The organism is Pseudoalteromonas sp. A25, from assembly GCF_009176705.1.
Classification (GTDB): domain Bacteria; phylum Pseudomonadota; class Gammaproteobacteria; order Enterobacterales; family Alteromonadaceae; genus Pseudoalteromonas.
In genome coordinates, this window is sequence record NZ_AP021847.1 from 34,047 (window position 1) to 55,572 (window position 21,526).

At 41.6% G+C, this 21,526-nt stretch carries 22 protein-coding genes; 18 read left to right on the forward strand and 4 right to left on the reverse strand.

Annotated elements, in window-relative coordinates; genetic code table 11:
• Window positions 1-11: 11 nt before the first annotated feature.
• From GDK41_RS16835 to GDK41_RS16850, 4 genes are all read left to right on the forward strand, one after another.
• The gene (locus GDK41_RS16835; protein ID WP_152087643.1) at window positions 12-1,115 is read left to right on the forward strand and encodes a DUF418 domain-containing protein; all 1,104 of its coding nucleotides are present in this window, start codon (window positions 12-14) and stop codon (window positions 1,113-1,115) included.
• A 91-nt stretch (window positions 1,116-1,206) separates the two neighbouring features.
• Window positions 1,207-2,088: a 23S rRNA pseudouridine(2604) synthase RluF gene (gene rluF / locus GDK41_RS16840; RefSeq protein ID WP_152087644.1), complete on the forward strand. Its 882-nt coding sequence runs from the start codon at window positions 1,207-1,209 to the stop codon at window positions 2,086-2,088.
• Window positions 2,089-2,431: 343 nt separating this feature from the next.
• The gene (locus tag GDK41_RS16845) at window positions 2,432-2,905 is read left to right on the forward strand and encodes a peroxiredoxin (protein WP_152087645.1); all 474 of its coding nucleotides are present in this window, start codon (window positions 2,432-2,434) and stop codon (window positions 2,903-2,905) included.
• A 56-nt stretch (window positions 2,906-2,961) separates the two neighbouring features.
• Entirely contained in the window at window positions 2,962-3,963 is a 1,002-nt protein-coding gene (locus GDK41_RS16850; protein ID WP_152087646.1) for a fatty acid desaturase, read from the forward strand.
• A 68-nt stretch (window positions 3,964-4,031) separates the two neighbouring features.
• On the opposite strand, the gene GDK41_RS16855 is transcribed toward GDK41_RS16850, so the two are convergent.
• Window positions 4,032-7,088, reverse strand: a complete 3,057-nt coding sequence (locus GDK41_RS16855; RefSeq protein WP_152087647.1) for an efflux RND transporter permease subunit — start codon at window positions 7,086-7,088, stop codon at window positions 4,032-4,034.
• 2 nt (window positions 7,089-7,090) lie between these two features.
• The gene (locus GDK41_RS16860) at window positions 7,091-8,170 is read right to left on the reverse strand and encodes an efflux RND transporter periplasmic adaptor subunit (RefSeq protein ID WP_152087648.1); all 1,080 of its coding nucleotides are present in this window, start codon (window positions 8,168-8,170) and stop codon (window positions 7,091-7,093) included.
• A gap of 106 nt (window positions 8,171-8,276) precedes the next feature.
• Between GDK41_RS16860 and GDK41_RS16865 the strand changes: the two genes are divergently transcribed.
• The 14 genes from GDK41_RS16865 to GDK41_RS16930 all read left to right on the forward strand — a co-directional run bounded on the left by GDK41_RS16865 (window position 8,277) and on the right by GDK41_RS16930 (window position 19,145).
• Window positions 8,277-9,173: a LysR family transcriptional regulator gene (locus GDK41_RS16865; protein WP_152087649.1), complete on the forward strand. Its 897-nt coding sequence runs from the start codon at window positions 8,277-8,279 to the stop codon at window positions 9,171-9,173.
• A complete protein-coding gene (locus tag GDK41_RS16870; RefSeq protein WP_152087650.1) occupies window positions 9,157-9,492 on the forward strand; it encodes an MGMT family protein in 336 nt (111 codons plus the stop codon). Before GDK41_RS16865 ends, GDK41_RS16870 begins: the two co-directional genes overlap by 17 nt.
• A 58-nt stretch (window positions 9,493-9,550) precedes the next feature.
• Window positions 9,551-10,126 carry an LON peptidase substrate-binding domain-containing protein gene (locus GDK41_RS16875; RefSeq protein ID WP_152087651.1) on the forward strand — a complete coding sequence of 192 codons (576 nt, stop codon included), beginning with the start codon at window positions 9,551-9,553 and terminating at the stop codon, window positions 10,124-10,126.
• A 59-nt stretch (window positions 10,127-10,185) separates the two neighbouring features.
• Window positions 10,186-10,809: a sigma-70 family RNA polymerase sigma factor gene (locus GDK41_RS16880; protein ID WP_152087652.1), complete on the forward strand. Its 624-nt coding sequence runs from the start codon at window positions 10,186-10,188 to the stop codon at window positions 10,807-10,809.
• The gene (locus GDK41_RS16885) at window positions 10,802-11,452 is read left to right on the forward strand and encodes a ChrR family anti-sigma-E factor (protein WP_152087653.1); all 651 of its coding nucleotides are present in this window, start codon (window positions 10,802-10,804) and stop codon (window positions 11,450-11,452) included. Before GDK41_RS16880 ends, GDK41_RS16885 begins: the two co-directional genes overlap by 8 nt.
• A gap of 12 nt (window positions 11,453-11,464) precedes the next feature.
• Window positions 11,465-12,421, forward strand: coding sequence for a YbgA family protein (locus GDK41_RS16890; protein ID WP_152087654.1), 957 nt, complete (start codon window positions 11,465-11,467; stop codon window positions 12,419-12,421).
• Window positions 12,421-13,803: a deoxyribodipyrimidine photo-lyase gene (gene phrB / locus GDK41_RS16895; RefSeq protein WP_152087655.1), complete on the forward strand. Its 1,383-nt coding sequence runs from the start codon at window positions 12,421-12,423 to the stop codon at window positions 13,801-13,803. Before GDK41_RS16890 ends, phrB begins: the two co-directional genes overlap by 1 nt.
• Window positions 13,804-13,806: 3 nt before the next feature.
• Window positions 13,807-14,232 carry a nuclear transport factor 2 family protein gene (locus GDK41_RS16900; RefSeq protein WP_152087656.1) on the forward strand — a complete coding sequence of 142 codons (426 nt, stop codon included), beginning with the start codon at window positions 13,807-13,809 and terminating at the stop codon, window positions 14,230-14,232.
• Window positions 14,232-14,942 (forward strand): SDR family NAD(P)-dependent oxidoreductase, encoded by a 711-nt coding sequence (locus GDK41_RS16905; protein WP_152087657.1) that lies wholly within the window; start codon window positions 14,232-14,234, stop codon window positions 14,940-14,942. The genes GDK41_RS16900 and GDK41_RS16905 overlap by 1 nt, the downstream gene beginning before the upstream one ends.
• Entirely contained in the window at window positions 14,939-16,192 is a 1,254-nt protein-coding gene (locus GDK41_RS16910) for an NAD(P)/FAD-dependent oxidoreductase (protein WP_152087658.1), read from the forward strand. Before GDK41_RS16905 ends, GDK41_RS16910 begins: the two co-directional genes overlap by 4 nt.
• A gap of 2 nt (window positions 16,193-16,194) precedes the next feature.
• On the forward strand, window positions 16,195-16,923 hold the full coding sequence (locus GDK41_RS16915; protein ID WP_152088268.1) for a DUF1365 domain-containing protein: 729 nt from the start codon (window positions 16,195-16,197) through the stop codon (window positions 16,921-16,923).
• 1 nt (window position 16,924) lies between these two features.
• Window positions 16,925-18,187 carry an SAM-dependent methyltransferase gene (locus GDK41_RS16920; protein ID WP_152087659.1) on the forward strand — a complete coding sequence of 421 codons (1,263 nt, stop codon included), beginning with the start codon at window positions 16,925-16,927 and terminating at the stop codon, window positions 18,185-18,187.
• Window positions 18,150-18,659, forward strand: coding sequence for a DUF2878 domain-containing protein (locus GDK41_RS20495; RefSeq protein ID WP_152087660.1), 510 nt, complete (start codon window positions 18,150-18,152; stop codon window positions 18,657-18,659). The genes GDK41_RS16920 and GDK41_RS20495 overlap by 38 nt, the downstream gene beginning before the upstream one ends.
• A gap of 210 nt (window positions 18,660-18,869) precedes the next feature.
• The gene (locus tag GDK41_RS16930) at window positions 18,870-19,145 is read left to right on the forward strand and encodes an HU family DNA-binding protein (RefSeq protein WP_152087661.1); all 276 of its coding nucleotides are present in this window, start codon (window positions 18,870-18,872) and stop codon (window positions 19,143-19,145) included.
• Window positions 19,146-19,208: 63 nt separating this feature from the next.
• Here the strand turns inward: GDK41_RS16930 and ilvN are convergent, their stop codons facing one another.
• Together ilvN and GDK41_RS16940 are read right to left on the reverse strand one after the other, a co-directional pair.
• Complete coding sequence (gene ilvN / locus GDK41_RS16935; protein ID WP_070992770.1) at window positions 19,209-19,706, reverse strand: acetolactate synthase small subunit; 498 nt, start codon at window positions 19,704-19,706, stop codon at window positions 19,209-19,211.
• Entirely contained in the window at window positions 19,706-21,430 is a 1,725-nt protein-coding gene (locus tag GDK41_RS16940) for an acetolactate synthase 3 large subunit (RefSeq protein WP_152087662.1), read from the reverse strand. Before GDK41_RS16940 ends, ilvN begins: the two co-directional genes overlap by 1 nt.
• Window positions 21,431-21,526: the final 96 nt, after the last annotated feature.

Genomic DNA, 21,526 nt, shown 5'->3' on the forward strand with positions numbered 1-21,526 from the left:
AAATAGTTTACATGAACAGGATTTCTCAGCTCGATAGTTTGCGTGGCATTGCGGTACTGGGTTTATTGCTGCTTAATAGCTACTACTTCGCTTTGTTTGAAACGGGCTATGTGAGGCCACAAGTGCCCGTTTTAAGCGACCAGATAATTCAATATTTAAACCTTTTGTTGCTAGACAGTCGGTTCCGAACACTCTTTTGTATGCTCTTTGGTGCAGCACTGGTTATACAATTTAGTAAGCGAAATAATATAGAATCACTCAAACCTAGGCTCATCGCTATTGGGATTATAGGTATACTACACAGTATTTTTGTATGGCCTGGGGATATCCTCCTTAGCTATGGCATTGCCGGCTTTTTGGCTTTGTCTTACCTCAACGCAAACAACCAGCGGGTTTTACACCACGGTATAGCCTTGTTCTTTTTAAGCTGTACACTTCTGCTTTTGCTCTCATTTACTTCAACCGATGAAATGATTTCTCGGCAAAGCGCGCAATTTGAGCTTTTAGTAACCAGCGCTCCTAGCGATTTACCAAGCCTGCTCATACACAATGTAGCAATGACCGCCATCATGTTATTGATGCTTCCTATTTTAACCCTTTGGAATGCGCTTGGTCTTATGCTTATCGGCATGTATTGCTTCAAAAAGCAAATTTTCACATTAGGCTTAAACAAAGCACATTTAACACTTACTATCAGTGCAATATTTATATTATCCGCTACGAGCATAGCGCTTGAGACTATAGACGGCCAAAAATATGCTGGAATAAACGAAGCGCTCGTATGGGTTAATGCATTATTTGGTGCGTTACTTGTTACGCATTTAAACGCAAAAATCAGCTTTGGGCGTGTACTGCTTATGCCAGTTCAAGCAGTCGGAAAAGTCGCGTTAACATGCTATTTAATGCAATCGTTCATCATGATCTGCTACTTTGTATGGCTCAATCCACAAGCTCGAGCTAGTTATAACCGCATTGACTACGTAGAGCTGGCGTTTGTTGGTATCGCCCTACAGCTTTTACTTGCTCCTTTGTACACAAGATACTTCACTCACGGACCATTTGAGTACGTGCTGAAGCATTTAAGCCTAAAAATCGCGCAGCGCCACAAAGATTAGGCTGGTTTAACCAATCGACATAGATAAAAATAAGCATTTTTATCATGATTCGTTTAAAATACGGTTTTTATACTTTTTCAAAGGGTGCTCGGTGGCGCAATTAACTCGACTCAATAAATATATAAGCGAAACAGGGTTCTGTTCACGTAGAGAAGCAGACAAACTTATTGAAACCGGTCGCGTTAAAGTCAACGGTAACTTACCCGAAATGGGCTTAAAGGTCAGCGATGATGACCAAGTCTTAATTGACAATAAACCATTAAAAGCAAAACCTAAACGTGTATATATCGCCTACAACAAACCGGTAGGCGTCACTTGCACAACAGAAAAAAAAATAAGAAGCAATATTGTCAGTGCCATTGATTACCCGGAGCGAATATTCCCAATCGGCCGATTAGATAGACCTTCTGAGGGATTAATTTTTCTCACCAACGAAGGTGATATCGTCAATAAAATTCTACGTGCGGGTAATAACCATGAAAAAGAATACGTGGTTACTGTAGACAGACCCATTAATAAACGTTTTGTTGAGCGCATGGCGGGCGGCCTGCCAATTTTGGATACGGTTACTAAAAAGTGCTTTGTTAAACAGAACTCAGAGCACACATTTACGATTGTGTTAACACAAGGGCTAAATAGGCAAATCCGCCGAATGTGCGAATATTTAGGCTATGAAGTGACTAAGCTCAAACGAGTTCGCATTATGAACGTAAATTTAAATGGCCTGCGTCCGGGGCAATGGCGTCATCTCACGGATGCTGAAATGAAAGTTATCAATGACTCAATTTCTGACTCAGCAAAAACCGAAGAGGGGTCTATCGATCCTAATAAAAAAGAATTAAAAGCGTCGATTCGCAAACCCAACACTACAAAAAATCAATCAAATGACCCGCATCAAAAGTCAGCTCAAAAGCCTAAACACACACGTGTACCAAAACGCAAACCCGGCACGCTTTCTCTTAAAAAGCAGTGAGTCTTAAACTCAAAGGCAAGGGCAGGGGTTTCAACCCTTGTCTGTGTATAAACTGACCTTTTAGAAAATTGGTTTTTATAAGCCAACGATTTTTATAAAAACCACGTCAATCTGATTGAACAAGATGTAGAGTTTGTACGCAAGCAAAGCGAAGAAGATTGCGGTACTGTAGCCGTTTTCAAAGGCTTTTATGGTAATGTATAGGGTTTAATCGAATTTAAACCCTCGCATAATATTGGCAGCACGTTTTCAAGCATTACACGAATACCCATAATATTTATCCGTGTTTAGCGACGGCTTTTAGTACTACACTAGCTATTCCATTCACAAAGAGAGCAAAGTCATGATCGAACAAGGACAATCACTTCCTCAAGCAACACTCAGTGAGTTAACGGCTGATGGTATGGTTAATCATCAAGTAAGTGAATTATTCGCAAATAAAAAAGTTGTGCTGTTTGCCGTACCAGGAGCATTTACACCTACATGTTCAGAGTCGCACCTTCCAGGCTTTATTACATTGGCTGATAAAATAAAAGCTAAGGGTGTCGATATTATCGCCTGCGTATCCGTTAATGATGCATTTGTAATGAAGGCTTGGGGCGAGTCACAAAACGCCTCTGAACTAAAAATGCTCGCTGATGGTGACGCAAGCTTTACCCGAGCGCTAGGCCTTGATATGGATACCCAAGCCTTCGGTGGTGTGCGCTCACAACGCTATGCCATGATTATCGAAAACGGGGTTGTAACAACACTCAATGTTGAAGCACCAAAGCAGTTTGAGTTGAGTAAAGCTGAAACAATTTTAGCGCTGCTTTAAATGTCCATTTTGAAGCTGGTTTAAAAGCCAGCTTTTATTTACCTACGCCTTTTAACATGACCAACACAAATACACGTAAAAACATCCAGCACATCGTCACGCAAATAAAGCAACAAGAGCGCGCTCTAAGACAACGATATCCTATTTTAAAGTACCAAAACCAAATCAGCCTCCTAATTTTGCTGCTTAGTTTAGTCGGGATGGTTAGCATAGGTGTCTTATACATACAAGGAACGGTTTCAGCGCTCACTTGCATCGTGATCTCAGCCTTTTTTGCATCAATATCTCATGAGCTTGAACATGATCTTATTCATAGGCAATACTTTAAATCGAATGAGTTAGCTCATAATACGATGTTGCTGATTGTTTGGCTGATGCGGCCCAATACAATCAACCCTTGGTATCGTAGGCATATTCATTTACATCATCATAAAACATCTGGTTCAACGCAAGATATAGAAGAACGCTTGGTAGGTAACGGCATTAAAAACCCACTCATCAGAGCGATTGTAATTGTTGATGGGTTACTCGGCCTGTTACTTATGCAAAAGCGCTATACCAAAGAGATTAAAGGTTTTAACTTCTTTTCGCTATTTAACTCAGGATTTCCAATCACTACATGTTACTTTGCGATACTCTATAGTGCATTGCTGTTTCATGGTGTGAACATGCTCAGCCGTGGTACGTTGACATATCCGATATGGCTCATCGACGCAATGTACTGGGTTGATATACTCATGGTCGTGCTGATATTACCTAATATGTTACGTTCTATTTGCCTTAACTTTGTTACATCTTCAATGCATTACTATGGTGGCGTTACTAATTTACTTGAACAAACCCACGTACTGAACCATTGGGTGATGTTACCATTTCAGCTATTTTGCTTTAATTTTGGCGCAACACATACCATTCACCACTTTGTGCCAAACCAACCTTTTTATATCCGCCAACTGATTGCTGCAAACGTTTTGCCGATAATGAAACGCTATGGCGTCAATTTTAACGACTTTAAAAGTTTAAGAAACGCAAATCTATACACCAATAGAGGTAAATAAAAAGATTGCTCTCGCTTAAAAAGCAAAGCCACCGAGAGTCGGTGGCTTTGTCTTATTTGCATACCTGATTATGTTGGTTGCTTTATACCAAAAACAACGCAATACATCACAGGCACGACAATGAGCGTTAGAATGGTAGCAAACCCCAACCCAAACATAATTGTTACCGCCATAGATTTGAAGAATACATCAAACAGTAAGGGGATCATGCCTAAAATTGTGGTGATAGCCGCCATTGAAACTGGCCGTACACGGCTTACGCCAGAATCAAATACCGCCTGATACGGTGCCTTACCTTGCGCTAATTCATGGTTGATCTGGTCAATTAGCACAATGCCATTTTTAATCAACATACCTGATAAACTCAACAGGCCAAGTAAGGCCATAAAACTAAATGGCGCATTCAGTGCAACTAAACCTGCCGTAACACCGATAATGGCAAGCGGTACAGTAGACCAAATAACCAAAGGCTGCCTCAACGAGTTGAATAATAGAACGGTGATCATAAACATCGCTAAATAGCCAATTGGAAGCGAACCAAAAATTGCTTTTTGCGCTTCGCTAGACGATTCAAACTCGCCCCCCCATTCCATTTCATAACCATGAGGTAAATCAATGGCTTCTATTTCGCCACGGACCCTTGCAAATAACTTTGCTGGCGTTTCATCACCTATCACATCATGGTCTGCCATAACCGTGATAGTGCGTTTTCGGTCTCGACGCATGATGAGGGGGTCTTCCCACATCACTTTAAAGTCGTCAACCACTTGAGTGATTGGTACATAAACACCTAAAACTGGGCTAAAAATTTGTAAATCATTTAAATTTTCGACATTTTTACGCTCTTCTTCTGGCGAGCGTGCCACTATCGGCAGCAGTTGTGTTCCATCACGATATAAGCCAACTTTGTTCCCAGAGACAGTGGTCAGTAATAGTTGATCTACATCGCTTTTGCTTATTCCCAAACGACGTGCTTTCTGTTCGTTAAACGCCGGTCTAAGTACCTTAGTACGCTGACGCCAGTTGTCTTTAATGTTAAATGCGCCATCGTCTTTAGCCAGTATTTGTTTGGCCTTTGCAGCCAATTGGCGAAGAATAACTGGATCAGGACCGGAAAAACGCGCTTCGATTTTGGCATCGGTCGAAGGGCCAATTTCCATACGTTTGATTTTAAGCTCACCCGCAAGAAAGTTATTTTGCTCAAACGCTCTTAGCTTAGAAATCATTGTTTTGACCGCCTCTCTGTCGCTAACACGCACAATCAATTGACCGTAAGCGGCATATTGCTTTTCAGGTGCATAGGTCAACATAAATCTAGGTGCACCTTGACCAATAGTTGTTGTCACTTCCTCTACTAACGGTTGAGCTTGCAAGAACGATTCAATCACCGCCAAGTTATCCGCTGTACTGCGAATATCAGCACCTTGGTAATGCCAGTAATCCACATAAAACATCGGGGTATTAGATGCCGGAAAAAATGATTGCTTTACTGACTTAAAACCCACAATCGATGTGGCTAGCAACACCAACATCAACCCTACAGTTAATGCACGATGCTTCAGTGAAAATGACAGCAGAGCTTTGTAAATGTTAAATATTATACCTTTATACGGATCACTATCTTGCTCTGAGCCAGTGTGCTTAGGCGCTTTAAAAAGCAAGTCTGCAAAAAATGGCGTCAGAGTAATCGCAGTGACCCAGCTTAAGAGCAACGAAATAAGTAGCACCCAAAAAAGCGAACCCGCAAACTCTCCACTGGCATCACTACTTAAACCAATTGGGGCAAATGCAGTGATACCAATCACAGTCGCGCCCAGTAATGGCCACTTGGTTTGGCCCACAATATTAACTGCAGCTTGTAGTTTTGTTTGACCACGCTTTAGGTTAATCAAGATACCTTCAGTAACAACAATGGCATTATCAACCAGCATACCTAACGCGATGATCAAAGCCCCCAAAGAAATACGCTGTAGGTCAATTGCAAAAATTTTCATGAAAATAAATGTACCGGTCACGGTCAACAGCAATACCGCACCAATTAATAAGCCACTTTTCACACCCATGAATAACAGTAAAACAACAATGACTATTGCGACGGCTTCTAACAGACTAACAATAAAGCCATCTACAGATTTTTCTACTTCATTGGGCTGATGATAAACCGTATTTATTTCCATCCCATGTGGGCGCTGGTACTCTAAATCTATCAGATGTTTATTAATGGCTTTGCCGATGTCGACAACATTCACACCTGAGCTAAACGATACGCCGACCAATAACGCTCGCTGTTGGTTGTAACGGGTAATATGATTCGGGACTTCAGCGTATTCACGACTTACCTTGGCAACATCTCCTAAGTAAATAAGCTCTTTTGCACCGGGCTTTGAAATAAGAAGGTGCTCAAGCTCTTTAACATCTTGAAACTCTCCGGTAGGGTGTAACCGAATAGACTCATCTGCAACGCGGATTTTTCCAGCATTAGATACACTATTTTGTGATTGTAACAGACCAAAAATATAAGAAGGGGAGATACCTAGTTGCGATAATTTTTGAGTTGCAACCTCTACAACAACTTGCGCTTGTTGCTCCCCAGCGACGGTTACTTTACTTACGCCATCAACTAAAACCAATTCACGTTTCAAATAATCAACGTAGTCTTTTAACTCATCATAGGAGTAACCCTCACCTGTCACTGCGTACATAACACCATATACGTCAGCAAAGTCGTCGATGACCTTCGGCGCGTAAACCCCCGGGGGAAGGTTCGGTTTTAAATCATTAATCTTACGCCTTAACTCATCCCAAATTTGTTTTAAATCTTGTTTTCGATAGATGCTTTTCATCTCTACTGTAATTTGAGATTTGCCAGCCGAAGAGATTGATGTAACGTAATCAACATAAGGCAGTTGTTGAATAGCATTTTCAATGACAAATGTGACTTCTTCTTCCACTTGTTGCGGCGAAGCGCCAGGATATAATGTCACCACCATTGCTTTTTTAAGCGTGAATTCTGGATCTTCAAGCTGCCCTAAGCCTAGATATGAAACTGCCCCTGCTACCAAAAGAAGTAAGGCAAACATCCAGCTAATTACCTTATTTTCGATTGACCATTTAGCTAGGTTCATAATTACAGCCCTCGCTCTTTGGTCCAAGGTCTAACTTTGAGTCCTTCTTTTAAATGATGTACACCTGCACCTACAATGATCTCTCCACCGTTGAGCCCGCTCGTCACTTCAATATCCTGATGGTGCATCTTACCTATCAAGACTGCGCGTTTATGCAGCAATTGAGTGCTTTCGTCGTAAACCCATACATAGGCGTTGTCGGCTATCGTCTCAGTGCGTTCAGAAAAAACAGCTGAAATAGGCACATATAGTTTCTTTTTAGCACCATGAGTAACTTTGTTGCGGTCAATGTAAACATGGCCTGTCATACCCGCAAGCAGGTTAAAATCTTTAGGAATGGGTAAAGTAAAAACAACTTTATAACTTAACGTTGCAGGATCTGCCTGCGTGTCCCACTCCTTTATTGTAAGCTCATACGATTTGTCAGGAAAGCCATCAAAAACCACGCTAGGATGGTAGTCAAACTCTTTGTCTACACGTGCCACAAGCTTTTCTGGAACTTGAATAACCACATCCATCATATCTCGCGTTTCTAAACGTAAGATATTTTGCTTCGCAACCACATTTTCATAATTTTTTACGAACACTTTGGCAATAGTGCCACTAAATGGCGCGCGCAGTTCACTATTTTGCAAGTTCGTTTTTGCTATTTTTAACGCCGATTCAGCAACTTGCTTATTGGCTAGCGCTTGGTCGTACTCTGATTTGCTTGCTATAGACTTTTTATACAGCGACTCTAGACGTGCAAGTTGCGAAGAGGCCAGCTCAAACTGCGCCTGACGTTGCTCTAACTGTAATTGGAAGTCTTCTGGGTCTAGTTTTGCCAGTAACTGTCCCTTACTAACTTCTTGACCGGCTAAAACAGGAAACTCCATGAGTTCGCCATTTACTCTAAATGCCAAATATGAGCCTTGATTCGCAACAACTTCCGCAGGAAAACTTCTGATATCACTGGCGTCGCTGTTTGCAACGGTGACCAGTTTTACTGGACGAAGCGGCTCTAATTCAACTTGGCTTGACTCCTTATCTTGACAGCCCAGCAGTAGTGCCAGCAACATTAGTATTGCAGCAGTTTTATACATGTAATAACTCCATCTATCTAATTGATGAAAAACTTGTGCTGAAGAATATTTGAAATCCATATAAAATAAAAATTATATAATTTTAGAATCTTGATAAATTTTAGTTATGAAAATTTCAGATATAGAGATACTTCAAGCTATCGCCAGTGCAAATAGCATGAGTGAAGCCGCGCAACAGTTGTATAAAACACAACCTGCACTTACACAAGCAATTAAAAGGCTTGAGGAGCAACTTGGTTTCCCCCTTATTAATCGCAATAATTATCGTGTCACTTTAACCGAAAAGGGCCGACGATTTTGTGATGAGTCTGCAAAGTTATTAGTATTGCGTGACGACTTACAAACTCTTGCTAAAGAGTTTTCTTTGGGTAATGAAGCCCGATTTAATATCTGCTATGAGCCACTTTGCTATCAAACTCAATATAACCAAGTAATAAGTGATGTATTTAAGCAATTTCCTCATACTGAAATGGCCATCACTAGTGGCAAGCGCTTTGTAGCGCTTGAGCAAGTTAACAATGCACAAGCTAACTTAGGCATTGGCCCTTGGTTCGATTTATTCCATGCAACAGGTGATCTAGAATCGATAGCGATAGGGGAGATCCGCTTGGGATTGGTGGCAAAAAAAGGCTTATTACCTACCTCAGTCAATTATGAGCAGCTACAAAGTTTTCCTTGCTTAGCAATGTTTGAAAGCGGTTTTAATTTTGATAGCGAGCGTCTAGCTTATGCCAGAGGTGCTGGCATGATGAAGTTAGATGATATCGCTTCAATCAAGTCTTTTTTGCTCAGCGGCACTGGCTTTGCCATGATCAGTCTAAGCCACTGTCAGGCTGAAATCGACGCGGGGCTTTTAGAACAAATTAATGTAATTGACAGGCAAAGTACTTTTACCGCGAAGATACATGCATTTAGAAAACAGGCTCGCCATCATGGACCAGTTGCAAGAGTTATTTGGGACAAATTTAAACACATAGGAGCGAGCTATGCCGAACAAAAGTAAGGGACTCGATGCAGAGTTCAAAGCGCGCGTTTATACGCTAATTGGTGCGATTCCTCAAGGAAAGGTAGCCGCGTATGGTCAACTTGCTAAGTTGGCTGGCGCTGAAAACCAGTCACGTGCAGTAGGGCGGTTGTTGAAATGTTTACCGCCAGAAAGCTCACTGCCTTGGCACAGAGTTGTTAATAGTCAGGGTAAAATCTCGTTTGATGAAAATAGCGAAAAGTACCAACAACAACGAAAATTGCTTGAAGCAGAGGGTATTCAATTTAAAAACAATAAAGTTAATTTAAAAACTTATCAGTGGCTCGTTTCATATTGATCGTAAATTTATAGCGACTCGTAACTAACTACATAATTTAATCAACCTGTAGGTAATTATGATCCGTGCACTCTTTCCACTTCCGGTATTTCTGCTACCAGGTGGATATACAAAGCTTAGAATCTTTGAACCTCGATATCTGACTATGGTCGGAAATGCGTTAAAACGAGACGAGGGTTTTGTTCTGTGCCCACATGTTGAGAATGCATATTTAAATGTACCAAGTGAAGGGATGTACGTACGAATCGTTGACTTTTCTCAAGATAAGGGGGGCCAACTACTGATTGACGTTGCGGCTCAACACAGAGTGACAATTGCAGATCCATTTCAAGATGAGCAAAACTTGAGACACGCTACAATATCTATTATTGAGCAGCCGGTTTGGTGTGACGTTGAACCTTCACAATCTGACTTCGCGGGTGAAATGGCTGATATGCTATCAGATGTTTTTGTACAGAATCCCGAGATTGATGCGCTATATCGAGAAAAGCATTTCGACGATCCCGTTTGGGTAGCAAGTCGTTGGCTTGAGTTGTTACCAATGAAAGATGCAGAAAAACATAAACTTAAATCATCTGTAAACTTTGAACAAGTGGTAAATTTCCTCCATACTATTTTATACAAATCACAGTGATCCATTAGATACAGGCTTGCGTAAATATCGTTATCGATAAACATTGAAGATAACGAGTTATGGTCGACCAAGTATCCACATGCGATTCACCCAATGTCGCGAGAAATAGTAAAAATATGGAACAAGCGCCTTCCCAAGCTTTATCTGATGCTCTTTGCAAAGTTGCCAACTTGCGAGACAAACGCGCTTTTGCAACCTTGTTTGAGTATTTTGCGCCAAAAATCAAGCGATTTGGCATCAAGCAGTTTGGTAACGAAGCATTAGCAATGGAGTTGGTTCAAGATACGCTGACATCAGTTTGGAGAAAAGCGCATCTTTATCACCCAGACAAAGGCGCAGCGACCACATGGGTGTACACAGTAATGAGAAACGCGTCATTCGACGCACTGAGAAAAATGAAAAGTAACAAAGAAGAACATCTCAGTGAAGAAATATGGCCATTGCTGCAAGATGAACACGTAATTGAAGATGGTTTCGGTGACCATCTGCAAGATAGAAAAATCAAAGAGCACATAAGTAAACTTCCCCCAGCCCAACAGGACGTAGTTAAAGGGGTATACTTTCAACAGATGTCACAGGAACAGTTGGCAGAACAGTTAGACATTCCTGTAGGCACGGTAAAATCTAGATTAAGGTTAGCTTTGCAAAAACTAAGAGCAGAAATGGGAGACAGTAATGATTAAGCACCATCCATCAGAGCAGCTACTTTCCCAATATAGCATTGGAGAGTTGCCAGCAACGCTGAGTATAGCTGTGTCAGCTCACTTAGAGTTCTGCTCATGCTGCCAAGCAAAAGTTGAAGCCTTAGAAGCGGCTAATGCAACGCAAGAGTTTGAAGACGTTGATTCTCCCTTTGACAACGATGATTTTGAGGACATTTTCTCATTAATCACCAACAACGATGATGTTGACACGATAAAAGCGTATGAGCCGCAGTTCGTCAGTTACCAGAGCAAGCAAGCAACATTGCCTAGAGCCATAGCAGCCACAGACAGAAGCAACTTTATTCAACTGGGTAAATTGTCACGGTCTAGGCTACAGCTAGACGATGGGGAATTAAGAGCCAGCTTGTTACAAATCGAAGCAGGAGGAGAGATCCCGCATCACACGCACACAGGTTTTGAGCTAACCTTATTACTTGACGGTGAGTTTTCTGATGAAGAAGGCAGCTACGTGCCAGGTGATTTCATTTGGTTGGATGCTCGTCATCACCATCAACCAGCAACAACAAGAGGATGTTTGTGCTTTACTGTTGTAAATAGTGCTTTACACTTTAATAAAGGCTTAAGCAAGCTGCTTAACCCTATCGGTAATTTGATTTACTAGGCGATTTAAAGAATGGAAAAATCTTCTTCAATAAGAATTGGAATAAGCGCCTGCTTGGCTGGCGATAAAGTACGTTTTGATACTGGGCACAAACGCTCCAACTTTTGTATGGACGAACTTGCTAAGCATGTTGAATATGTGAAGTTTTGTCCTGAGGTAGCTGTGGGTTTACCTATCCCACGCCCTACCATTCGCCAAGTTAGAGTAGGTGACACTATCAAAGTTTGTCGTCCGGATGGGTCAGGGGATGTGGGTCCTAAGTTGACCGAATACGGTAAAAAAGTTGCTACTGAGCAAGCTGCATCGTTATCGGGTTTTGTTTTTTGCGCTAAAAGTCCAAGTTGTGGAATGGAGAGAGTGAAAATTTATAACGAAGCTGGCACGGGTAACACATCAGAGGGTATTGGTTTTTTTGCCCAGCAGATCATGAAACATAACCCTTTGTTACCCTGCGAAGAGAACGGCCGCTTAAACGACCCTCATCTTCGAGAAAACTTTGTGATGAGAGTCTATGTTTACAAAAGCTGGCAAAACCTAAATCACGAAGATGTTGGCATGCACGAGCTGACGCAGTTTCATGCCAAACACAAATATTTAGTTATGGCCCACAACTATGAATCATACAGAGAGCTGGGCCGTTATCTTGCGCAGGCCTCTGATGAGCCATTAGACGAGGTTAAGCAAAATTATATTGCTGGACTTATGAAGGCATTATCAAGCCCTGCATCGAGGAAAAACCAAACAAACACGCTAGCGCACTTACAAGGTTACTTTAAAAACGATTTATCAAAAATTGAAAAGCAAGAGCTGTGTACAGCGATTGACGAATACCGTCAGGGTTTAGTGCCGCTATATGTTCCTCTTACTTTATTAAAACACCACTTGACGGTGCACCCGAACGATTATTTGGCGCAACAGGTTTACTTTGCCCCCTATCCTAACGAACTTAAATTGAGGTTTGGTATTTAATGGCACCGATATTTTGGTTTAGGCGAGATCTTCGTTATTTCGCAAACGACGCTTTAATAGAAGCAGTTGAAAATGGTGCCAAGGAGGCACTTTTTTTTGTGTGTGAAAAGCAGTGGAGCATGCACAACAGTGCACCAGTTCAAATAGATTTGATAAAACGTCGCGTTGCATGGCTTGGTGAGGCGCTATCCGCTTACGGTATCAATTTGTCAGTTTTGGAAGTAGACGACTTCGCCGATATTCCAAAGTCTCTTAAGCAGTTTTGTGATGAACGAAACACACACCGTGTGTATGCCAATGCCGAATACGAAATTAATGAACAGCAACGCGACGCGAAGTGTATTGCGGCGGGTATAGAGTTAGTGCTATTTGATGGCGACCTAGTTGCCCCACCAAAGAGTGTGGTAACAAAATCCGGTGACATGTTTAAGGTTTTCACGCCTTTCAAAAAAGCGTGGCTCAAGCATTATGAGCAAGTACACTTTTATATACCAAGTTGGCCGTTAGACGCCGTAAAAAATGCCGATGGTTGGTCAACGCCTAAGTGCTTAGAGTCGGATGGAAGCTCTCAAAAATGGCCTGTGGATGATGATGCTATCAAAGTTATCGCGAACAATTTTATTGAAAATAAATGTGCTGATTACCAGAGCGTAAGAGATATCCCCAGCATCAAAGGAACATCAGGTCTAAGTCCTTACCTAGCGCTAGGGGTTATATCTGTAAAACAACTACTTGCCCAACTACAGCTATTTTATCCCGATATTTTACATACCACCAATAAGCCGGAGTTTTGCTGGGTCAACGAACTCATCTGGCGCGAGTTTTACCGTCACTTGATTGTTTCTTTTCCTAAGCTGTGCAAGCACAAAAATTTTAACGACAAATACGACTCTGTTTGCTGGCGAAATGATCCTTCGCAATTTAAAGCATGGTGCGATGGGCAAACTGGATATCCTATCGTCGATGCTGCGATGCGCCAATTGAATCAAACCGGGTGGATGCACAACCGTTTGCGAATGATCGTCGCTAGCTTTTTGACAAAGCACTTATTAATTGATTGGCGTTGGGGTGAAAAGTATTTTATGCAACGCTTAATTGATGGAGACTTTGCCAGCAATAATGGTGGTTGGCAATGGGCTGCAAGTACAGGGTGCGATGCACAGCCATATTTCAGAATTTTTAACCCAATAACGCAAAGCGAAAAGTTTGATCGCCAAGGAGATTTCATTCGTAGATATGTGCCAGAGCTGGAAGATGTACCAACAAAATATATACATTTTCCTCACGATTATCTGGTTACAAAGCAAAGTGCTCAGTATGTGCCTCCATTGGTTGAACACAAAGCAGCACGAGTAAGAGCTTTAGACGCATTTAAGGTGTGATCAATGCATAGCGTAATTTCCCGTTTTATAGACATGTATGATGTACTGAGCGCTGACAATTTGTCGGTGTTAGAACAGGTTTATCATCAAGATGTTCAATTTGTTGACCCCTTACATCAAGTAAACGGCCTCACTCACTTAACTATGTACTTTGCAAATATGTACGCCAATGTTAGAGCTATAAAATTTGATATCAAAGACGCCTTCGATATTGAAGAAAACGGGTTTGTTTATTGGCAGATGAGATTTAAACATAAGCGAATTAACGGGGGAAAAGAGGTCATTGTTAATGGCCACAGCCACCTTCGCTTTAAAGACGACAAAATTATCTTTCATCAAGATTATTTTGATGCAGCAGCAATGTTGTACAGGAATATCCCGCTGCTTAAGCAACTCATTGGGTTTATTGATAAAAGGGCGGTTAAATAGTGAAACACGTGCTGATAACAGGCGCAACGTCAGGTATTGGTCGTGGTCTTGCAGAGCATTACGCCCACGACTCAATCGTTTATGCATGCGGTAGAAACGAGCAAGCTTTAAACGAGCTTGAGAGCATTAAAAATGTCCGAGCGCTGAAGATGGATGTAACACAATTAGATGAAATCAAAGCGCAAAGTAGCGATATAGATAAACTCGATATTTTGATCTTAAATGCAGGAAACTGCGAGTACGTCGATGATGTTAAACAATTCGACAGCGCACTGTTTCAGCGTGTGATAGAAGTAAATTTGCTCTCTTTAGGCTATTGCTTAGATGTATTGCTTAAGAAAATAAGATCAGGCGGGCAGCTTGTAATAGTGAGTTCTAGCGCCTCATTTTTAGCATTACCCAGAGCGCAAGCCTATGGTGCATCTAAAGCTGCTGCTACTTATCTTGGGCAATCATTAGCCGTAGACCTTGATGACATAGATGTGAGTATTGTGCACCCGGGGTTTGTGAAAACCCCGCTTACCGACAAAAATGATTTTCCAATGCCAATGGCTGTGACTGTAGAACATGCTACGCGGTCAATAGCAAAGGGGATAGCAAAACGACAAAAAGAAATACACTTTCCCAAACGTTTTACTTTTATACTCAAGGCACTGAGATTATTACCATTTAGCATTTGGCTGTATTTATCCAAAGGAATTAGACGTTGAACAAAATTGCGATTATAGGTTCAGGTATTTCTGGCATGACCGCTGCCTACTTACTCAGTAACAAATTTCATGTCAAAGTGTTTGAAAAAAATGACTATATAGGGGGTCACACTGCGACAGTTGATGTTGAAATGAATGGTGAGAATTACGCAGTAGACACTGGTTTTATTGTATTTAACGATAGAACATATCCAAAATTCGAAAAACTGTTAGCTCAGCTTGGTATCGACAGACAACCTACACAAATGAGTTTTAGTGTTAAAAATTCACAAACCGGTTTCGAGTATAACGGTCATACATTCAGCACACTGTTTGCTCAGCGTCGGAATCTGTTTCGTTTGAAGTTTTGGCGCCTTCTTTATGACATTGTACGGTTTAATAAAATTTGCAAATCTATGTATGCGCAGCAAGACTACACCCAGTGTAAAACCCTTGGTGAACTACTTGAATTGCATAGTTTCAATGACTTCTTTAAGTTGCATTACATCCTGCCAATGGGGGCGGCTATTTGGTCAACCAGTATTAAGGAAATGGCTGCATTCGAAGTTGAGTTTTTCATTAAATTCTTCTACAACCATGGGTTGCTAGACATTACAAACCGGCCCCAGTGGTACGTGATCCCGGGTGGTTCAAGAGAGTATATTGCACCTTTAATCAAAAAATTTAAAGACAACATAGTGCTAAGCGCAAACATTAGAAAGGTTACGCGTAATAGCACAGGTGTTGAATTAGTAATGGAAGACGGCAGTTCTGAGCTGTTTGATAAAGTAGTATTTGCCTGTCACTCTGATCAAGCTTTAGCGCTTTTGGACCAGCCGAGTGAAGATGAACTATCGGTGTTGGGTGCCATTCCTTACACTGCCAACTCAGTCATATTGCACACTGATGACAGTATTCTTCCTAAACGTAAAGCTGCGTGGGCAAGTTGGAATTATCTACTAGATCAACAAACAGACAGTGCTGCGGTTGTTACATACCAGATGAACATATTACAGGGTTTAGACAGCCCCAATCCATTTTGTGTAACGCTTAACCACGAATCAGGCATTGAACAAAGTAAAATATTACGTCGTTTTACGTATCATCATCCTGTGTTTAACCAAACAAGCATCGCAGCACAAAAGCAAAAACCACTCATAGATGGCAAGAACAATAGTTATTTTTGCGGCGCCTATTGGTACAACGGCTTTCATGAGGATGGCGTACGCAGTGCTGTGAATGTTGCTAAGCAATTGGGCGTTGAATTTTGAACGTGTCGCTAAACAGTGCATTGTTTATTGGGGATGTAAAACATAAGCGATACAGCCCTAAGGAGCACCAGTTTCACTATCCACTTTACATGATGTGGCTTGATTTAGATGAACTAGAAAACCTCAATAGCATCCACCCATTACTTGGCACTAAGGGGTTAAAAATACTAAAGTTTAATGACAAGGATTACTTAGTGAACTATCACGGTGATCTACGTGAACGAGCCGTGTCAGTGAGCCAAGAGCTCGGCGCAAAAACAGAGATAGGTAAAATATTTTTACTGTGCCAGTTGCGTTGCTTTGGTGTTTATTTTAGCCCAGTTAACTTTTTCTTTTTTGCTGATAGCAACGGGCAATTTCAACATATGGTCGCAGAAGTAAGCAACACACCTTGGAACGAAAGGCACTGTTACTTAGTTAAATTGAACGAAAAAGTGAACTTTAAGAAAACGTTTCACGTATCTCCATTTATGAATTTGGATATGCATTATCACTGGCAAGTAAGAGTGAGCGATAGCCGCGTTTTTATACACATAGCAAATAAGCGACAAAGCACTTTGCTATTTGACGCATCGCTCAGACTAAAGCGACAAGAACTTTTAAGAGCGAATGTTTCGTCACTTTTAATGCAATTTCCAGCCATGACTTTGTCTATATTTAAAGGCATTTATTGGCAAGCACTAAAGTTATTTTTGAAGAGGGTGCCTTTTTTAGGGCATACGGGGCGTTAATATGGAAAACACATCATCAATCGAGAATCAGCTTCGTTTGTCGTGGTCAGAAAAACTCTACAGCAAGGTCGTTTTTTCTGCATTCGATAGCATTGAAACTGGGCACATAAAAGTATTAGTTGGAAACCAACGATATGAATTTGGACAGCGTGATAGCAAACTAACTTGCACGGTGACTGTTGTAGACAGCGCGATGTTCAAACTATTCGCGCTCGGTGGCAGTGTAGGCGCGGGCGAAGCCTATATTCAAGGATATTGGCGTTGCTCAGACTTGACGGCTTTGATTGAAATTTTTGCTCAAAATCAAGCTCAGTTAGACGCCTTTGAGCGTAAATTCTCTTTTATCACAGGTTTTGTCAATAAGCTTAAGCACATTCAAAACAAAAATTCAAAAACAGGTGCTAAAAAGAATATCTCAGCGCATTATGATTTGGGCAACGACTTATATAGTGCATTTTTGAGCAAAGAGATGCTCTATTCGAGTGCTATTTATCCTAGCCAAGATAGTACGCTCGAGCAGGCCCAAGAGCATAAACTTCATACTATTTGTAAAAGCTTAGACCTCAAGGCGAACGACAATGTGATTGAAATTGGCACCGGATGGGGCGCCTTTGCAATTTATGCCGCACAGAATTACGGCTGCCATGTTACGACTACAACCATCTCTGAAGAACAGTACGACTACGTTAAACAAAAAGTCGCGGTGCTTGGGCTCGAAAATAACATTACGCTACTTAAAAAAGACTATCGCGACTTAGAGGGGCACTTTGATAAGCTTGTTTCTATTGAAATGATTGAGGCGGTCGGTCACAGCTATCTGCCTAGCTTTTTTAAAAAGTGCGACGCTTTACTCAAAGAGGACGGCGTTATGCTTATCCAAGCCATCACAATTGCATGCCAGCGCTATGAGCACTATTTAAAACAGTCTGACTTTATTCAACAGTATATATTCCCAGGTGGCTGTTTGCCTTCTGTGACTGAACTTAGCAAGCAAATATGTACTAATACTTCCATGGTCGTTCATGACATCAGCGACATAGGGCTGCACTATGCCAGAACACTACGTGACTGGTATGTACGTTTTAAGCAAGCTTGGCCAACGCTAGACCATACAAAATTTGACCAACGCTTTTATCGGCTTTGGGAGTTTTACTTATGCTATTGCGAGGGTGCGTTTAAACAACGCTCCACCAGCACAATACACTTAGTAGCACGAAAGCCTAGATATGTTTCAACACACTGTGCCGATACGCTTAATTACTAATTTTGCGCTTTTTCAAGCTTGTTGGTTGCTGGCGCTGTTCTACCAAGCAAACGCATTATGGCTTATGTGCATTGTTTGCGTTCTATTACTGATCACTAACCACAGCTTCAAAAAACAATGTCTTTTGTTAGTGCTCGCTCTGCCAGCAGGCTTAAGTGTCGAATTAGTAGCAATTTATACAGGGATGATACAACACCCTGAGAACGCTTTACCTAGCTGGCTTGTGGTTTTGTGGATAGCCTTTATATTGACCTTCGACAGTTCGCTCAAGGGGATCCTATCGCTACCTAGATACTTAGGCGCGATTGTCGTAGCAGCTTTCGCACCAGCGAGCTACATCGCCGCTGCAAACTTTGGGGTTTTTGAAATTATGGTCTCGACTAGTCAGTTTTATGCGGTGTTTGGCACTGCTTGGCTCGCTTGTACCTTATTTTTTATAATAATTTATGATTGGTTATTCACAAAATGCTAATTTATCGCTCAGCAGGTATTGCGAAAATATCAAGCGCTTGCTAGTTTGTAATTGCTTGGTTAGTACAGACAAAAACCGCTGTTAAAGCACGCTATTTCTGACGTTTATCAATTTTTCGCTAAAATTTTCAGGAAATGGTTGCACATCTAGCCAAAATGCATAAACATAGGTTTTGCTTAGGCAAAATATAAAATGAATAGGAATCTAATAATGAATAAAGCTCAACTAGTTGAAAAGATGGCAGCAGACGCTGAAATTTCAAAAGCGGCAGCAGCCCGCGCACTTGAAGCATTCACTGGTGCCGTGACCAAGTCTCTTAAAGAAGGCGATTCAGTTGCACTGGTTGGTTTTGGTACATTTTCAGTAAAAGAGCGTGCTGCTCGTACTGGCCGTAACCCACAAACTGGTGCTGAAATCCAAATTGCTGCAGCGAACATTCCAAGCTTCAAAGCAGGTAAAGGTTTAAAAGACCAAGTTAACCTTTAATACGGTTAAACAGTTAAAGCAACAAAGGGACCATTTTGGTCCCTTTGTTTTATTTACAACTTTCTAGCCTTTTAGCGCTTTATCGCCGCGACCAATGCCAACAGCTCCAGAGCGAACTAACTCAATGATATCACTTTCATGTCTAAGCATATCTAAGAAAGATTCTAAGCGTTCAGCATTACTCAATAACTGCAAAGTATAGCTTTGCTTACCCATATCAATAATTGAGCCCTGAAATACATCAGCAATTCGAGTAACAGCAGCTCTGGTAGCTTCATCTTTAGCAAATACTTTCACTAATAGTAACTCTCGTTCAATATGAGGTACCTCTGTTAAATCGATGATTTTTAGCACATCTACCAGCTTATTAACTTGCTTTGTTATTTGCTCTACCACTCTGTCGTCACCGTGTGTCGTGATAGTAATGCGCGAAAGAGTTTGATCAGCCGTTGTGCCAACGGTTAAGCTATCAATGTTATAGGCTCGTTGTGAAAATAAACCTACAATACGAGATAACGAGCCGGGTTCATTTTCTAATAAGATACTTAATATTCTACGCATTATGCTTTTACTCCCTTTTTAAGCCACATATCATCAACCGCACCGAGTTTAATTTGCATTGGGTACACATGCTCTTTCTCGTCTACACGAATATCCAAAAAGACCAATCGATCAGTTATTGCAAATGCTTTTTCTAGTGCCGCATCTAACTCGCTAGGGTGGTCAACTCGTATCCCGATATGGCCATAGCTTTGCGCTAAGGCTACAAAGTCTGGTAACGATTCCATGTAAGAGCTAGAGTGCCTTCCTCCGTACATCATATCTTGCCATTGTCTTACCATTCCAAGGGAGCGGTTGTTTAATGAAACAATTTTCACAGCAAGGCCATATTGCAAGCACGTCGAAAGCTCCTGAATGTTCATCTGTATTGAACCATCTCCGGTAACGCAAACTACGTGCTCATTAGGGAACGCCAGTTTAACTCCCATAGCAGCAGGTAAGCCAAATCCCATCGTGCCTAAACCACCCGAGTTTATCCACTGCCTAGGGTTCTTGAATGGGTAGTATTGTGCTGCAAACATTTGGTGCTGACCAACGTCAGAACAAACATAGGCATCACCATTGGTTACCTCATAGACCTTCTCAACTACAGTTTGCGGCTTAATTACCTCTTTGCCTAATTCGTAAGATAAGCACTGCTGCGAACGCCATTGTGTAATTTGTTGCCACCAATCCTCTTGAGCACTTCGATCGATTCGACTGCTACTTTTATCAATTGCAGCTTGTAGTTGCTCCAATACAGTTGCCAAGCATCCTACAACCGGTATGTGTGCCTTGATGGTTTTTGAAATTGAAGTAGGGTCTACATCGACATGCACAATCGTGGCTTCTGGGCAAAATTTCTTAACATTATTCGTTACCCGATCATCAAATCGCGCGCCTAGCGCTAAAATGACATCGGCGTTAGCCATCGCTTTGTTAGCCTCTAAATTACCATGCATGCCTAGCATACCGATAAAGTTAGGGTGCGTTCCGCTAATTCCCCCAAGTCCCATCAGAGTATTTGTGATCGGAGCATTCAGTGTTTCAACCAGCTCGGTAAGCTGCACTGACGTATTAGACAAAACAATGCCACCACCTGAATAAATAACAAGTCGTTTAGCACCTAATATCGCTTCAACTGCTTTCTTAATTTGCTTCGGGTGCCCTTTAACGCTTGGGTTATAAGTCCTCATATCGATACGCTCTGGCATCACATAATTAAATTTTAGCTGAGGGTTTAGAATATCCTTGGGCAGCTCGACCACAACCGGACCTGGACGACCAGTACTAGCTAAATAGAACGCTTTAGCGAGTATTGTTGGGATCTCCTGAGCATCTCTACAGTTAAAGCTATGTTTGACTATCGGTCTTGAACATCCAACAATATCGGTTTCTTGGAACGCATCATCACCAATCAAATTTGATGGCACTTGACCTGAAAGTACCACCATTGGTATTGAGTCCATATAAGCGGTGGCGATACCCGTAACGCAGTTCGTTGCACCTGGGCCAGATGTGGCAAGCACAACGCCAACATTACCAGTAGCTCGGGCGTAACCATCGGCCATATGTGTTGCGGCTTGTTCATGACGAACCAAGATATGTTCAATTTCGGTTTGTTGGAACAGTGCATCATATAAATCTAAAACTGATCCGCCTGGGTATCCAAATATATACTCAACGTCTAGTGCCCCGAGTGCCTTTACAACTAGCTCTGAGCCATTGTATTGCTGTGTTTTCATCCTCATTCCTCAGAATTATCAGTACCTGTTGGTAATTTCAACCAAAAAAAAACCCCGCATTTGCGGGGTTAAAGCGTAAATTTGCTCAACACGGCC

Coding starts and splice junctions, on each gene's coding strand:
- GDK41_RS16835 (WP_152087643.1), top strand. CDS start 12: ATGAACAGGATTTCTCAGCTCGATAGTTTGCGTGGCATTGCGGTACTG.
- GDK41_RS16850 (WP_152087646.1), top strand. CDS start 2,962: ATGACCAACACAAATACACGTAAAAACATCCAGCACATCGTCACGCAA.
- GDK41_RS16870 (WP_152087650.1), top strand. CDS start 9,157: ATGCCGAACAAAAGTAAGGGACTCGATGCAGAGTTCAAAGCGCGCGTT.
- GDK41_RS16855 (WP_152087647.1), bottom strand. CDS start 7,088: ATGAACCTAGCTAAATGGTCAATCGAAAATAAGGTAATTAGCTGGATG.
- GDK41_RS16865 (WP_152087649.1), top strand. CDS start 8,277: ATGAAAATTTCAGATATAGAGATACTTCAAGCTATCGCCAGTGCAAAT.
- ilvN (WP_070992770.1), bottom strand. CDS start 19,706: ATGCGTAGAATATTAAGTATCTTATTAGAAAATGAACCCGGCTCGTTA.
- GDK41_RS16920 (WP_152087659.1), top strand. CDS start 16,925: ATGGAAAACACATCATCAATCGAGAATCAGCTTCGTTTGTCGTGGTCA.
- GDK41_RS16875 (WP_152087651.1), top strand. CDS start 9,551: ATGATCCGTGCACTCTTTCCACTTCCGGTATTTCTGCTACCAGGTGGA.
- GDK41_RS16890 (WP_152087654.1), top strand. CDS start 11,465: ATGGAAAAATCTTCTTCAATAAGAATTGGAATAAGCGCCTGCTTGGCT.
- GDK41_RS16860 (WP_152087648.1), bottom strand. CDS start 8,170: ATGTATAAAACTGCTGCAATACTAATGTTGCTGGCACTACTGCTGGGC.
- GDK41_RS16880 (WP_152087652.1), top strand. CDS start 10,186: ATGGTCGACCAAGTATCCACATGCGATTCACCCAATGTCGCGAGAAAT.
- GDK41_RS16930 (WP_152087661.1), top strand. CDS start 18,870: ATGAATAAAGCTCAACTAGTTGAAAAGATGGCAGCAGACGCTGAAATT.
- GDK41_RS16845 (WP_152087645.1), top strand. CDS start 2,432: ATGATCGAACAAGGACAATCACTTCCTCAAGCAACACTCAGTGAGTTA.
- GDK41_RS16885 (WP_152087653.1), top strand. CDS start 10,802: ATGATTAAGCACCATCCATCAGAGCAGCTACTTTCCCAATATAGCATT.
- GDK41_RS16900 (WP_152087656.1), top strand. CDS start 13,807: ATGCATAGCGTAATTTCCCGTTTTATAGACATGTATGATGTACTGAGC.
- GDK41_RS20495 (WP_152087660.1), top strand. CDS start 18,150: ATGTTTCAACACACTGTGCCGATACGCTTAATTACTAATTTTGCGCTT.
- GDK41_RS16940 (WP_152087662.1), bottom strand. CDS start 21,430: ATGAAAACACAGCAATACAATGGCTCAGAGCTAGTTGTAAAGGCACTC.
- phrB (WP_152087655.1), top strand. CDS start 12,421: ATGGCACCGATATTTTGGTTTAGGCGAGATCTTCGTTATTTCGCAAAC.